Source organism: Lysobacter sp. MMG2 (assembly GCF_016735495.2).
In the GTDB taxonomy this organism is placed as follows: domain Bacteria; phylum Pseudomonadota; class Gammaproteobacteria; order Xanthomonadales; family Xanthomonadaceae; genus Lysobacter_J.
Genome location: NZ_JAERQY020000003.1, coordinates 218,247 through 232,370 on the forward strand (window position 1 = coordinate 218,247; position 14,124 = coordinate 232,370).

The window sequence follows — 14,124 nt, forward strand, 5'->3', positions numbered from 1 at the left end:
TCGATGTCCAACCTGCATCCCGTCATCGCCGACGTCACCGAGCGCATCCGCAAGCGCAGTGCGCAGCGTCGCGCCGACTACCTGGCGCGCATCGATGCCGCCTGCGGCCGTGGCCCGCACCGAGCCACGCTCTCGTGCGGCAACCTCGCCCACGGCTTCGCCGCGTGCGGCAGCGACAAGGACGCGCTGCGCGCCGGCCATTGCGCGAACATCGGCATCGTCAACGCCTACAACGACATGCTCTCCGCGCACCAGCCGCTGGAGCGCTTTCCGTTCCTGATCAAGAACACCGCGCGCAGCGTCGGCGCAACCGCGCAGGTCGCCGGCGGCGTTCCGGCGATGTGCGACGGCGTGACGCAGGGCCGCGCCGGCATGGAGCTGTCGCTGTTCTCGCGTGAAGTGATCGCGCTGTCCACGGCGGTCGCGCTCTCGCACGACATGTTCGATGCCGCGCTGTACCTGGGCGTGTGCGACAAGATCGTTCCGGGCCTGCTCATCGGCGCGCTGAGTTTCGGCCATCTGCCCGCGATCTTCGTGCCCGCCGGCCCGATGACGTCGGGCCTGCCGAACGACGAGAAGTCGCGCGTGCGTCAGCGTTACGCCGTCGGCGAAGCGACGCGCGAGGAACTGCTCGAAGCCGAGGCGCAGAGCTACCACGGCCCGGGCACGTGCACGTTCTACGGCACGGCCAATTCCAACCAGATGCTGATGGAACTGATGGGCCTGCACCTGCCCGGTTCCAGCTTCGTCAATCCCGACAACCCGCTGCGCGATGCGCTCACGGCCGAGGCCACGCGCCGTGTCGTGCAGATCACCGCGCTCGGCGACGACTACCGGCCGATCGGCCGCATCGTCGACGAACGCGCGATCGTCAATGGCGTGATCGGCCTGCACGCCACGGGCGGCTCGACCAACCATCTGCTGCATCTCATCGCGATTGCCGCGGCCGCGGGCATCGAGCTGCGCCTGGAAGACTTCGACGCGCTCTCCTCCGTCGTGCCGCTGCTGGCGCGCGTGTATCCCAACGGCAGCGCCGACGTGAACCATTTCCACGCGGCGGGCGGCCTGGGGTTCCTCATCGGCGAACTGCTCGACGCGGGCCTGCTGCACGGCGACGTCGAAACCGTCGCGGGCCCGGGCCTTGCGCGCTATCGCGTGGAAGCCAGGCTTGCGCCGGAACAGCGTGTCGATTTCGTACCGGCCACCGGACGCAGCGGCGATCCCACGGTCCTGCGTCCGGTGGCCGAGCCGTTCCGTCCCGACGGCGGCCTGCGCGTGCTGCACGGGCCGCTCGGCACGGCGGCGATCAAGGTGTCGGCGGTGCCGGAAGATCGCTGGATCATCGAAGCACCGGCGCGCGTGTTCTCCGATCAGCCGCAGGTGAAGGCGGCATTCGAGCGCGGCGAGCTCGATCGCGACGTGGTGGTGGTCGTGCGTTTCCAGGGCCCGCATGCCAATGGCATGCCGGAGCTGCACCAGCTCACGCCCACGCTCAGCGTGCTGCAGAAGCGCGGTCATCGCGTCGCACTGGTGACCGACGGCCGCATGTCCGGCGCGTCGGGCCAGGTGCCCGCGGCGATCCACATCAGCCCGGAAGCCGCCGTGGGCGGGCCGCTGGCGAAGCTGCGCGATGGCGACATCGTGCGCGTGGACGCAGTCGCCGGCACGCTGGAAGTGCATGTGCCGGCGGAAGAATGGGATTCGCGCGAGAACGCCACGACCGATCTCACGCCGAGTCATTTCGGCATGGCGCGGGAGTTGTTCGCGGTGTTCCGCCAGGCGGCGGCGCCGGCGCATCTGGGGGGCGGGATTTTCAATCCTGGTGCTTAGTTTTTTGAACTCCCTCCCCTGCTTGCAAGGGAGGGTTGGGGAGGGGTTGCGAAGCCGCACCGCGGCGAGCTCAGCGCTGTCGCGCCTCACACCCCTCCCAGCCTCCCCTGTACGCAGGGGGAGGGGCAAGAAGGCTTCATCCGACACAACACACATACCCAATTGGAGAAGAGAAGTGGGCCTGCTGGAATCCGTATTGCACGTCGCCCCGGTGATGCCGGTGGTGGTGATCGAAGACGCGAAGCACGCCGTGAAGCTTGCGCGCGCGCTGGTGGCCGGTGGCATTCCCGCCATCGAGATCACGCTGCGCACGCGCGCGGCTCTGGATGCAGTGCGCGCGATCGCCAATGAAGTCGACGGCGCCATCGTCGGCGTCGGTACCGTGCGCAAGCCACAGGATCTCCTGGATGCGCAGGCCGCGGGCGCACGCTTCGCCGTTTCGCCGGGCTCGACGCCCGACCTGATCGCCGCCGCGAAGGACGGCCCGCTGCCGTGGCTGCCCGGCACAGGCACCGCCAGCGAGGCGATGACGCTGTCCGAGCACGGCTTCATCTTCCAGAAGTTCTTCCCCGCCGAAGCCGCCGGCGGCGCGCCGGCGCTGCGTTCGCTGCACGGCCCGCTGCCGGAGATCCGCTTCTGCGCCACGGGCGGCATCGGCGCGCACAACGCACGCGATTACCTGGCCACGCCCAACGTCGCCTGCGTCGGCGGTTCGTGGCTGACGCCGTCGCGCCTGGTGGCGGCGGAGGAATGGGGTGCGATCGAAGCGCTCGCGCGCGCGGCAACGCTGCTGCGCGCCTGAGGGCGACACCACACGACGGCGGCGAAGGCGTCCCTGCCTTCGTCGCGCGTCGACGCCGTTACTTCTTCAGCTCGATCACGAGCGTCCTGACGGGCTTGCCGCTCTCGTTCAACGTGTCGTGCGTGACGGGGCCGCTCCAGACCACTTCGCCCGGTTTGCGCTCCATCTCTTTCGTGGTGCCGTCCTCGTTCGTCTGCTTGGCCTTGCCGCCGGTGAGGAAGACGACGAGCTGGTCCGTCGTGTGCGTGTGCACACCGGTGCTGGCGCCGGCCGGCATGTTGAGTTCGATCACGCGCACTTCGTCGTTGTCCAGGACGACCTTGGCGTTCTTGCCTGCGGCCGTGACGAGGTCCTGCGCCGACACGGCCGATACGCACAGTGCGGCGCAAGCGACGGCGAGGGCCGTCGCGGTGAGATGTTTCATGATTGGAACCTCCCTACTCGTGGAAGCGAGCGGGGCGTCCGGCTTCAGGGCATGTCGCGGGGCATGTCGGGGATGGCCGTCGGGCGCTCGCCAGAAGGCCCGACGTTGGGGGATCCGCAGCGTGGGTCGGGTGGCCGCGCCGGGCTTGGATGCAAACGCGGGGCCGTCGCGAGGCAGGCCATGTGGCCCGGATAGCACGGGCCGCCATGCTGGGGATCACGGTATTCCTGATTCCTCGATCAGCTCGTCCTCGAACGCCACGAATCGCTGCAGGTCCAGCCGGTCCAGGCGCAGGCGCTGCACCGCGGTGGAGAAGGCCATCGTCGCCAGCACGCGTTGCGGGTCGCGCGCCCACGGCGGCACGTACAGCGGCGGCGCGATGAGGCCGTTGTCGCGGTAGGGCGCCAGTTCGATCACGTCGGCGGTGGTGAGGCGGCCGGCGAACAGCATCGGCAGCAGGTCGGCGCGGCCTTCCTGCAGCGCCTTGCGCACGAAGACGTGGATCAGCATCACGCCTTCCAGATACGCACCGTCCTTGGTGAAGCACACGCCGCCGCGCACGTCGCCGCCGCGGAACACGCGCTGCGCGCTGCAATAGCTCTCGCGCTCGGTCTGCCCGGCTTCGAGGAAGCCCTTGAACACTTCGATGAAGTCCGCGCCGTCCAGCGCCTGCTTCACCATCACCACGCGCAGCGCGATGCGGCGCAGGCGCGCGATGTCGAGCGCGCCGGTGACGATCTCGGAGAAGGTCGCCAGCCCTTCCTGCACGCGCGTGGTGCGCGGCGCGCCGATGCCCAGCGCATGCAGGTGCGGCTGGTGGATGCCGTTGAGCAGCGTCGCGGTGTGGATGAAGGCTTCGTGCTCGACCAGCTGGTTGAGGTCGCGCTCGGAGAACATCGCGGTGGAGCGCAGGGTGATGCGGCGGCTACCGGCCGTGGCCTTGGAAGGCAGCTCCGGGTCGAGCACCACCTTCACTTCGTCGTGATTGAAGAACGGATCGATGCGCGCGCGCAGACGCTGCGCGAAGTCCTCCGCCGGAATGTCGGCCGGCACGTCGGGCAGCAGGCGGCTGTCGATCAGCTCGTCGGTGATGGTCAGCACTTCGCGCGCGCCGTCGACGTTGGTGATGTCCTGGCTGCGGTAGCGGTAGTCGGGCCGCCCGTACAGCAGCGCCGAGCAGCGCGTGAACTCCGGGGTGCCGATCGCGCCGAGCATGCGCGCGGCAACGGCGTAGCTCCATGCGGTCTTGTACAGCCAGCGGCCGACGGGATGGCGGCGGTCGATCTCGTGCATGAGCGCGTGCAGGCCGGCGATGGTGTCCGACAGGTCCACCGGCACGGTGGTCGGCTGCGGCAGTTCCGGCCGGCCCTGGCGCCACTGTTCCAGGAACCGCGTCTCCATCGAGGCGGGCCAGCCGATGGCCTTGAGCACGCAGACCTTGCGGCCGAGGGCGACCAGCGCCTGGTCCTGTTCAAGCAGCCGGGCGATGCCCGGCTCGTGCAGCACGGATGCGAACTGCGGACTCGCGTTCATGGTCGGCCCCAATCGATGCGCCCGGCTGCGTAGCAGAGCATTGGGGTCGTTTCGCTGCCGTGAGGCCGGTTGCTGAAGCCCCTCTCCCGCCGGGAGAGGGGTTGGGGTGAGGGGCAACGCAGCGGGAACGCCAAACCACCGGAATGGCACTGCGCTGCGAGAGTGAACGATGCCGCTTCGTCCCCCCTCATCCGCCCTTCGGGCACCTTCTCCCGGAGGGAGAAGGAATCACCTCACACCTTCGGCCGCGGCGGCGCGGTCGATCCGCGCACCACCAGCTCCGGGCTGAAGCCCTCGTTCGGCACGGCCTTGGGCGCGTGCTCGCGGATCTCCTGCAACAGGCGCAGTGCCGCGTGGCGCGCGATTTCCTGCGTGGCCTGCTTGGCCGTGGTCAGCGCGGGCCAGCTCTGCTTGGAGAACGGGCTGTCCTCGAAGCCGGCGATCGACAGGTCGTAGGGCACGTTCATGCCACTGGACTTGGCCGCGGCGAGCACGCCCGCCGCGATCTCGTCGTTGCTGCCGAAGATGGCCGTCGGACGATCCGGCAGCGCCAGCAGGCGGCGTGCACCGCGGAAGCCGTCGTCGAACGAGTAATCGCCTTCCACCACCAGATCGGCGTCGAGCGGGATGCCGTACTCGCGCAGCGCGTCCTCGTAGCCCTTGTAGCGTTCCCACGAAGAGCCGTGCGACTTGCCGCCCCACAGGAAACCGACGCGCGTATGGCCGAGCTGGATCAGGTGCTCGGTGATGTCGTAGGCGGCGTCGCGGTCGTCGACGTACACGCAGGCGCTGCCGTCCTGCGGATCGGCCGCAGCGGAGACGATGCGCACCAGATGGATGCCGTGCGCGACCAGCTCGGTGACCAGCTCGTTGCGTTCGGACATCGGCGGCGCGAGCACCAGCCCGGCCAGGCGCGAGTGCTGCACCAGGTCGATGAGCTCGGCGGCGAGGTTCTTCGACGAGGAGTCGCAGGGATGGATCTGCAATCCGTAGCCGGTTTCGCGGCACACCTGCAGCACGCCGTTCTGCACGGCGATGACGTAGTACGGGTTCGGGTTGTCGTACACCAGCCCGAGCGCATACGGCTGCGCGCTGCGCAGGCTGCGCGCCGAGGGATCGGGCTGGTAGCCCAGTTCGGCGATCGCCACCCGCACGCGTTCGCGCGTGCTGGCCTGGACGCTGGGTTCGTCGTTGATGACGCGCGAGACGGTCTTGAGCGACACCTCGGCGCGCTCGGCGACGTCTTTGATCGTGGGTCTGCGCACCTGGGCCTCGCGTGGTTCCGACATCACTGCCGTCGGGAAAGTGCGACTAGCCTAACCACCGGCACCGTCGAAGTGAATGACGTGCGGTGGCGTGTGGTTGGGCGGTCGGCGTGGTTTTGTCGTTGCGCGATCAACTGTGCTGCGATGCCGCCGCGCCGTTGACCACGTCGTGCCGCTGCCCGGCACGGTGCCCGCGCATCGCGAAATACAGGATGTACAGGTAGCACGGCACCATCAGCACGACGAACACCAGCTGGAAGTCGTAGACCTGCTTGAGGTGCACGAACAGCTGCGGGATCACCGCGCCGCCGGCGATGCCCATGATCAGCAGCGCCGAGCCGTACTCGGTGAAGCGGCCCAGCCCCTGGATCGCCAGCGGGAAGATCGCCGGCCACATCATCGCGTTGGCGAATCCCAGCGCGGCGACGAAGCCCACCGAGACGTAGCCCTTGGTGAGGAACGCGCCGATCGCCAGCAGTGCGCCGAGCACGGCGGAGAACGTGAGGTAGCGCTCCTGCGAGATGAAGCGCGGGATCGCGATCAGGCCCACCACGTAGCCCAGCAACATGCCGAACAGAGTGAAGGAGGTGAAGAACTTGGTGCTGTCCGGCGGCAGGCCGAAGCCCAGGCCGTAGGTGCCGATCGCATCGCCGGCCATCACTTCCACGCCCACGTACACGAAGATGCACAGCGCGCCCAGCCACACGTGCGGGAACTGGAACAGGCTGGTCTTGCGCGTGGCGCCGGTGTCGCTGTCGGCGTTGACTTCCTCGGCTTTGATTTCCGGCAGCGGCGAGAACAGGATGCCCACCGCCAGCAGCGCCAGCAGCCCCGCCATGAACATGTAGGGATCGTGGATGCGCGAGGCGAACTCGTTGAGCAGCTGCTCCTTCGTCGCCGCATCGGCGTTGGCCACCTGCGCCGACAGGTCGCCCATGCCGTGCATCACCAGCGTGCCGATGACCAGCGGCGCGAGGATGCCGGCCACCTTGTTGCAAATGCCCATCACCGCGATGCGCTGCGCGGCGCCCTCGATCGGGCCGAGGATGGAGATGTAGGGATTCACCGCGGTCTGCAGGATCGCCAGGCCCGCGCCGATCACGAAGATGCCCGCGACCGCGCCGCCGTACACGCGCTGCGTCGTGTACTGGCCGAACACCACCGCGCCCACCGCCATCAGGAACAGGCCCAGCGCCATGCCCTTCTTCATGCCGGTCTTCTTGAGGATCCAGGACGACGGCAACGCAAGGCAGAAGTACGAGATGTAGAACGCGCTGGGGATCAGGAACGCCAGGCTTTCGCTGACGTTGAAGGCCAGCTGCGCGAACGCGATCAGCGGGCCGTTGAGCCAGGTGACGAAGCCGAAGATGAAGAACAGCGCGCCGATGATCGCGATGGAGCCGTAGTGGCTGCGCGAGGCGGCGGTCGTGGACATGGACATGCGGATTCCCCTCCCAAGGAATGCGTTCGGGGATGGCGTGGGTTGACCTGCACGACATCCGTTGGCGCAACGTTGTCACAACTCGTGTCCGCAAGCCAGAGCACGGGCCAAAAGTCATAAGGACGGCGCTGCGCAAGCGTTTTCTTCCTGCTGCGACGCAGCAAAATCTGCCGTTCGTCGGAACCGTTATTGGTGTTTCTGACAATTTCATAACTTTCGGTTGACAACGTTGTCAGGCCCGCGCCAATCTCGGCCGCGTCGGTGGGAGCCGGCGGTGAGCGGAGGAACCATGCAGTGGGATACGAAGGAAGCACCAGCCCGGCCATGCCTGTCCGCGAGCGCGCAGTCCCTGCGCGGCGTCCGCGGGTGAGCGCCGTGCCGCCGCTGACCCAGGTGGAACCCCGCTTCCTTGCCGCCGACGTGGGCGGCACCCACACCCGCGTCGGCCTGGTCCGTCCGGGCGGGCAGGACGAATCCGCCGTCGTGGTGCTGGCGCACCGCAAATACGTGTGCGCCGACTACCCGAGCCTGGCCGCGATCCTGGCCGACTTCATCGGCAGCCATGGCGCATGCGCGGGCATCGACCGCGTCACGATCGCCTCGGCCGGCGTGGTGCTGGACGACGTCGTCGTCAACGCCAACCTGCCCTGGCGCATCTCGCTGTCGCAGCTGCGCGGCGAACTGCACCTGACCGAACTGCACTACATCAACGATTTCCAGGCCGCCGCCCACGCCGCACAGTGCATGGACCCGGCCGATTCGCTGCTGCTCACGCCCGGCGTGAGCGCCGCCACGCACGGCCCCGTGCTCGTGGTGGGCCCGGGCACCGGCCTGGGCGCGGCCGTTCGCATCCCGCACCACGGCGGCACCGTCGTGCTGCCGACCGAAGCCGGACAGATCGCCTTCGCGCCGGGCAACGCGCGCGAGACGGCGATGCTGGAATGGACGCGCCAGCGCGGTTTCTCGCACGTGCCGACCGAGCGTTTCGTCTCCGGCCCGGGCCTGGTGAACCTGTACGACGCGATCTGCGCGCTGGATGGCCTGGAAGCGGGCCTGCGCGCACCGGCCGCGATCACCGACGCCGCGCGTCACGGCGATGCGCCGGCACGCGAAGCGGTGCTGACGTTCTGCGCATTGCTGGGCAGCGTGATCGGCGACCTGATCACCGTGAGCAGCGCGAAAGCGGTGTTCATCGCCGGCGGCATCCTGCCGCAGCTGAAGGATTTCCTGCCGCACAGCGCGTTCCATGCGCGATTGCTGGACAAGGGCGTGATGCACGCCGCGCTCGAGCGCGTGCCGGTGCGCCTGATCGAGAACGAGCGCCTGGGCGTGATCGGCGCAGCCACCTGGTACCTGGAACACCTGTCGCAGGACGGCGCGTGAGCGTCGTGGGACATCGCACACGAAATACGGCCGCGCGTTCATGCGCGCAGGCCAGGAAACGGGCTCTGTAACGCCGGCGAGCAAGAACCGGCACTGCGGAGTCGTATATCAACCCGTGGGAGGGAGAGCAATGAAACTTCGCAAGACCGCACTATCGGCCAGCATCGTGTTCGCACTGAGCTTCGCCGCAGGCGTGCAGGCCCAGGAGGCCGCACCGCAGACCACCGCTTCACAGGACGCCACCGACCTGGACTCCGTCGTCGTCCGCGGCATCCGCGGGGCGATCGAGCAGTCGCTTGAGACCAAGCGCGATGACGTGGGTCGCGTGGAAGTCATCACGTCCGAAGACATCGGCAAGATGCCCGACAAGAACGTGGCTGACTCCCTCTCGCGCGTGTCCGGCGTGAACATCAGCGCCGCGAGCGCGAACGAGGGTGCGTTCGACGAGAACGATCGCGTCAGCATGCGCGGCACGAGCCCGAGCTTCACCCAGACGCTGATCGACGGGCACAACATCGCCAGCGGCGACTGGTTCGTGCTGAACCAGACCGGTACCGTCGGTCGCAGCGTCAGCTACTCGTTGCTGCCGTCCGAGCTGGTCGACAAGGTCGTGGTGCGCAAGTCGTCGGAAGCCAAGCTGGTGGAAGGTGGTGCCGTCGGCACCGTCGACCTGATCACGCGCAACCCGCTCAATTTCGACACCGGCTTCAGCATCTTCGGCTCCGTTGGCGCCGTGTATGCCGACAACCCGAGCAAGACGGACCCGCAGATCTCGGTGCTGGGCAACTACAAGAACCAGGACGGCAGCTTCGGCATCACCGTCCAGGCCTTCAGCGAAGAGCGCCACCTGCGCCGCGACGGACAGGAGCTGCTGGGCTACGAGCAGATCGCAGCGGGCTCGCCGGTCGCACTTAGCAACCCCGACCTGGCCGGCGTCTACTACCCGACGCTGATCGGCTCGGCGTTGTTCGAGCAGGAGCGCAAGCGCACGGGCGGCATGGTGTCGCTGCAGTTCAAGCCGACCGACTCCACCGAGATCGAGGCCAACTACTTCCGTTCCGACCTGGAAGCCGACAACTACAACCGCAACTACATGCTGTGGGGTGCACGCATCCTCGGCCAGGGTGCCGGTCGCGCTCCGCTGCCAGGCTACGTGGTGCGCAACAACACGCTGGTGAACGCACAGTTCGCTCCGACTCCAGGCGCGGATCCGGCCAACGTCTCGGGCATCTACGACCAGATCTCGCGTCCGGGTGCCGAGTCGAACACGGAGTACTTCTCCCTGGGCGGCAAGTGGGACGTGAGCGAGCGCTTCAAACTGTCCGCCGAGGCCGGCACGTCCGAGGGCCACGGCAAGACGCCGGTGCAGGACGTGGCTGAGTGGGATACCGCGCTCAACAGCGCCGCTGGCTGGACCATCCACGGACCGGGCGCGGCTTCGTGGAATCTTGGCGCGACCAACACCGCGGCGCCGGGCGTTCCCAACGTCGACTACCGCCTGGACTGGATCTTCGGCTTCCAGGACATCGACGTGGAAGACAAGGAGGATTGGGCGCAGATCGACGGCACCTACTTCTTCGACGGCGGCGTGCTGAAGTCGCTCGAATTCGGTGTCCGCGACGCGAAGCACGAGCGCAACCTGGACCAGGTCACTGCGCAGGGCCCGGCATGTCTGGTCAACGGCCAGGTCGACCCGTCGTGCCCGCCGGGCTCGCAGTCGCCGTTCGACGCGGCCAATTGGCCGCAGGGGTTCTCCAACTATCCCAGCGACTTCGCCCAAGGCATCGGTGCCAACTTCCCGCGCGACATCTGGTACTTCTCGCCGGGACAGCTCGCCGATTTCAACCGTTTCACCAACCGCGATCCCGTCACGCGCTTCTACTTCCCGGGCGCTTACGGCCTGGAAGAGCGTAGCTCCGCGGCCTACGCGCAGCTGAACTTCTCCGGCGACCGTTGGGACGGCAACTTCGGCATTCGTTTCGTGCGCACGGAGGACGAAGTCACCAACTACGTGAACACCTCGGCCAACGACCCGGAAGCCATCACCACGTCGCTGTTCGGTCCGTTCAAGACCGTGCTCACGAAGAACACGTACAACGACTGGCTGCCCAGCGCGAACATCAAGTACAACCTCAACGACGAGATGGTGCTGCGTGCAGCTGCCTCGCGCACGCTGACGCGCCCGGATTACTCCGCGCTGGCCGGCGCCGTGTCGCTGCTCCCACCCGCCACCGTCGGCGGCGTCGGCAGCGGTACGGGCGGCAATCCGAACCTGGAGCCGATCCTGTCGACCAACCTCGACCTCACGTTCGAGTGGTACTACGGTGAGCGTTCGTTGATGTCGGCCGGTGTGTTCTACATGGACATCGACAACTACGTCGCGCTGACGCGCGTGCGTCAGCAGTATCTGACGATCGACTCCAACAACCCGCCTCCCGGTCGCATGGTCGACTACGACGTCACGATCCCGTTCAACTCCGGCGCCAAGGTCAAGGGCTTCGAGCTGGCGTGGGAGCAGCCGCTGAGCGACTACTTCGGCATGTTCGCCAACTACACCTACGCCGACGGCGACACGGACGCTGAAGACAACCTGGGCAACCCGCAGCCGATGCTGGGCACCTCGGAGAACACCTTCAACATCGGTGGCTGGTTCGAGAACGAGAAGTTCAACGCCCGCGTGAACTACACGTGGCGTGACCAGTTCTTCAGCGGTCTGGACCGTGCCTCGGCCTTCTGGCAGGACAGTATCGGCAGTCTCTCGGCCTCGGTGGGCTGGACGATCAACGAGAACCTGTCGCTAAGTCTTGATGCGATGAACCTCAACAACCCCAAGACCACCTACTTCGCCGAGAACCGGGACCGCCCGCGTTCGGTGTACGAGAACGGTCGCCAGTACTATCTGAATTTCAGGTTCAAGTACTAACGGCCAAGTACTGATCTACCGTGCGGTAGAGGTGTGATCCACAAGCGGGCCCGGTCATTGCCGGGCCCGTTTGTTTCCGGCGTCGCGAAGACGCCAGCCGAATGAAAGTGAGGGATCGATGAAACGGCAATTCGTACTGGGCGCCGCGAGCGTGGCGCTGGTGATGGGAATGGCGGCCTGCCAGCGCGATGGCGCTCCGGCGCCCGAGGCGGCCAAGCCCGCGACGGCGGCGCCGGCTGGTGGTGAAGCTTCGACGACGGCCCTCTCGGCCAGTGCCGCCGCAACGCCGGTGATCCCGCGCCCGGCGAAGGTGGAAGCGCGCGAAGGCCGCTTCGTGTTCGGTCCGCAGGCGCGCATCGCGGTCGCAGGCGACAACGCCGAAGCGACCCGCATCGCCCATGATTTCGCCGCGCGCGTGCAGCAGGCGCGCGGCTTCACCCCGCAGGTCGGCGGTGCGGGCGACGGCGCCGCCGTCGTGTTCGCGATCGACCCGGCCATCGCGCCCGCGGGCGACGAGGCCTACGTGGTCGACATCACGCCGCAGGGCGTGAAGGTCAGCGCACGCGCGCCGGCCGGCCTGTTCTACGGCGCGGTGACGCTGTGGCAACTGCTCGCCGATGGCGCGCAGGGCGAGGCGTCCATCGCCGCGCAGCGCATCGAAGACGCACCGCGCTTCGGCTGGCGTGGCGTGATGCTCGATGTCGCGCGCCACTTCCGCACGCCCGACGAAGTGAAGGAAGTGCTGGACCAGATGGCGCTGCACAAGCTCAACACCTTCCACTGGCATCTCACCGACGACCAGGGTTGGCGCATCCAGATCAAGCAGTACCCCAAGCTCACGGAGGTCGGCGGCTGCCGCATTCCGGCCGGCGCGGCCGGCGTCGATGCGAAGGGCAAGCCGAAGCCGTATTGCGGCTTCTACACGCAGGACGAGATCCGCGACGTCGTGAAGTACGCCGCCGATCGCTACATCACCGTCGTGCCCGAGATCGACCTTCCCGGCCACGCGCAGGCCGCCATCGCGTCGTATCCCGAGCTGGGCGTGACCGGCAAGGCGCCGCCGGTGTCGCCGGACTGGGGCATCCACACGTGGTTGTTCAACGTGGACGACGGCACGTTCAAGTTCCTGGAGAACGTGCTGGATGAAGTGATGCCGCTGTTCCCGGGCAAGTACATCCACCTGGGCGGCGACGAGGCGGCGAAGGACCAGTGGCAGGCGTCGCCGGCCGTGCAGGCGAAGAAGAACGAGCTGGGCCTCAAGGACGAGATGCAGTTGCAGACCTGGTTCATGGGCCGCCTGGGCAAGTACATCGAAGGCCACGGCAAGCGTCTGCTGGGCTGGGACGAGATCCTCGAAGGCGGCCCGCCGGCCGATGCGACCGTGATGTCCTGGCGCGGCACGGACGGCGCGATCGAAGCGGCGCGTGCCGGCCACGACGTCGTGCTGTCGCCCTCGCCGGCGCTCTACCTCAACCACATCCAGAGCGACGCCGCCGATGAAACGCCGGGGCGCGCGGACGTGATCTCGCTCAAGAGCGTGTACGACTTCCAGGTCGTGCCGGTGCAGCTCAATGCGGAGCAAACCAAGCATGTGCTCGGTGCGCAGGGCAACCTGTGGACCGAGCACCACCGCACGCAGCAGCGCGTGGAACGCGGCCTGTTCCCGCGCGCCGCCGCGCTGGCCGAAGCGACGTGGACGCCGGACGACCGCAAGGACTGGAACGATTTCCTGCAACGCATGGCCTTTGAAACGCAGCGCTACCGGCTGACCGGCTTCGACGCGGCCGACAGTGCGTTCGCCGTGCGCTTCACCCCGCAGCCGGCGGCCGACGGGAAGGCGACGCTGGCGTTGTCGAACCAGACCAACTTCGGCGTGCTTCGTTACACGCTGGACGGCAGCGAGCCGACCGCGCAATCGCCGCAGTACACGCATCCGCTGGAACTGCCGCTGCCGACGACGGTGAAGGCGAACGCCTATGTCGACGGTCGCGCGCTGGCGGCGACGCGCACGTTCGCACTCGATACGCGCAGCGTGCTCGCGCGCAGCAGCAACCGGTTGCGCGCGTGCAAGGGCGATCTGCTCCTGCGCATGGAGGACGACGCACCGGCGCAGGCGGACGGCGAGCGCCAGCTGCTCACGGCCGACGTCTTCGACCCGTGCTGGATCTACGACGACGCGCCGCTGGACGGCATCGCCACGCTGCAGGTCCGCGTCGGCCAGCTGCCGCACAACTTCCAGCTCTGGAAGGACTCCAAGCTGGTGGTGACGCGTCCGGCGAAGATCGAAGGCGGCGCGCTCGAAGTCCGCCTGGGCAGCTGCGAAGGCGAGCCGATCGCCGTCCTGCCGCTGGCCCCGGCTCGCAAGTCCGCCGGCCTGACCACGCTGGAGGCGCCGCTGCCGACGCAGGCCGGCCGCCACGACCTGTGCTTCACCTTCGCCTCGGGCGAGTACAACCCGATGTGGGTCGTGGACGAGGTGACGCTGCTGCCGGCGGCGCGCTGAGCGCCTCCCACAAGTCCTAC

Annotated in this window: 10 protein-coding genes; 6 read left to right on the plus strand and 4 right to left on the minus strand. The window is 67.8% G+C overall.

What is annotated here, in order from left to right; genetic code table 11:
- Positions 1–3: 3 nt before the first annotated feature.
- Positions 4–1,830, plus strand: a complete 1,827-nt coding sequence (gene edd, locus JI752_RS12940; RefSeq protein WP_216964707.1) for a phosphogluconate dehydratase — start codon at positions 4–6, stop codon at positions 1,828–1,830.
- Between the two features lie 175 nt (positions 1,831–2,005).
- Entirely contained in the window at positions 2,006–2,632 is a 627-nt protein-coding gene (gene eda, locus JI752_RS12945; RefSeq protein WP_345777352.1) for a bifunctional 4-hydroxy-2-oxoglutarate aldolase/2-dehydro-3-deoxy-phosphogluconate aldolase, read from the plus strand.
- Positions 2,633–2,690: 58 nt separating this feature from the next.
- Here the strand turns inward: eda and JI752_RS12950 are convergent, their stop codons facing one another.
- The 4 genes from JI752_RS12950 to JI752_RS12965 all read right to left on the minus strand — a co-directional run bounded on the left by JI752_RS12950 (position 2,691) and on the right by JI752_RS12965 (position 7,295).
- A complete protein-coding gene (locus tag JI752_RS12950; RefSeq protein WP_216964709.1) occupies positions 2,691–3,056 on the minus strand; it encodes a hypothetical protein in 366 nt (121 codons plus the stop codon).
- Positions 3,057–3,272: 216 nt separating this feature from the next.
- Entirely contained in the window at positions 3,273–4,589 is a 1,317-nt protein-coding gene (locus tag JI752_RS12955) for a flavohemoglobin expression-modulating QEGLA motif protein (RefSeq protein ID WP_216964711.1), read from the minus strand.
- Between the two features lie 233 nt (positions 4,590–4,822).
- Positions 4,823–5,854, minus strand: coding sequence for a LacI family DNA-binding transcriptional regulator (locus JI752_RS12960; RefSeq protein ID WP_216965358.1), 1,032 nt, complete (start codon positions 5,852–5,854; stop codon positions 4,823–4,825).
- 130 nt (positions 5,855–5,984) lie between these two features.
- Complete coding sequence (locus JI752_RS12965; protein WP_216964714.1) at positions 5,985–7,295, minus strand: sugar MFS transporter; 1,311 nt, start codon at positions 7,293–7,295, stop codon at positions 5,985–5,987.
- Between the two features lie 32 nt (positions 7,296–7,327).
- Between JI752_RS12965 and JI752_RS12970 the strand changes: the two genes are divergently transcribed.
- The 4 genes from JI752_RS12970 (at position 7,328) to JI752_RS12985 (ending at position 14,104) form a co-directional block, all read left to right on the plus strand.
- On the plus strand, positions 7,328–7,519 hold the full coding sequence (locus JI752_RS12970; RefSeq protein WP_216964716.1) for a hypothetical protein: 192 nt from the start codon (positions 7,328–7,330) through the stop codon (positions 7,517–7,519).
- 151 nt (positions 7,520–7,670) lie between these two features.
- Positions 7,671–8,678, plus strand: a complete 1,008-nt coding sequence (locus JI752_RS12975) for a glucokinase (protein ID WP_345777353.1) — start codon at positions 7,671–7,673, stop codon at positions 8,676–8,678.
- A gap of 130 nt (positions 8,679–8,808) precedes the next feature.
- Positions 8,809–11,601: a TonB-dependent receptor gene (locus JI752_RS12980; RefSeq protein ID WP_216964719.1), complete on the plus strand. Its 2,793-nt coding sequence runs from the start codon at positions 8,809–8,811 to the stop codon at positions 11,599–11,601.
- Positions 11,602–11,719: 118 nt separating this feature from the next.
- Complete coding sequence (locus tag JI752_RS12985) at positions 11,720–14,104, plus strand: family 20 glycosylhydrolase (protein WP_216964721.1); 2,385 nt, start codon at positions 11,720–11,722, stop codon at positions 14,102–14,104.
- Positions 14,105–14,124: the final 20 nt, after the last annotated feature.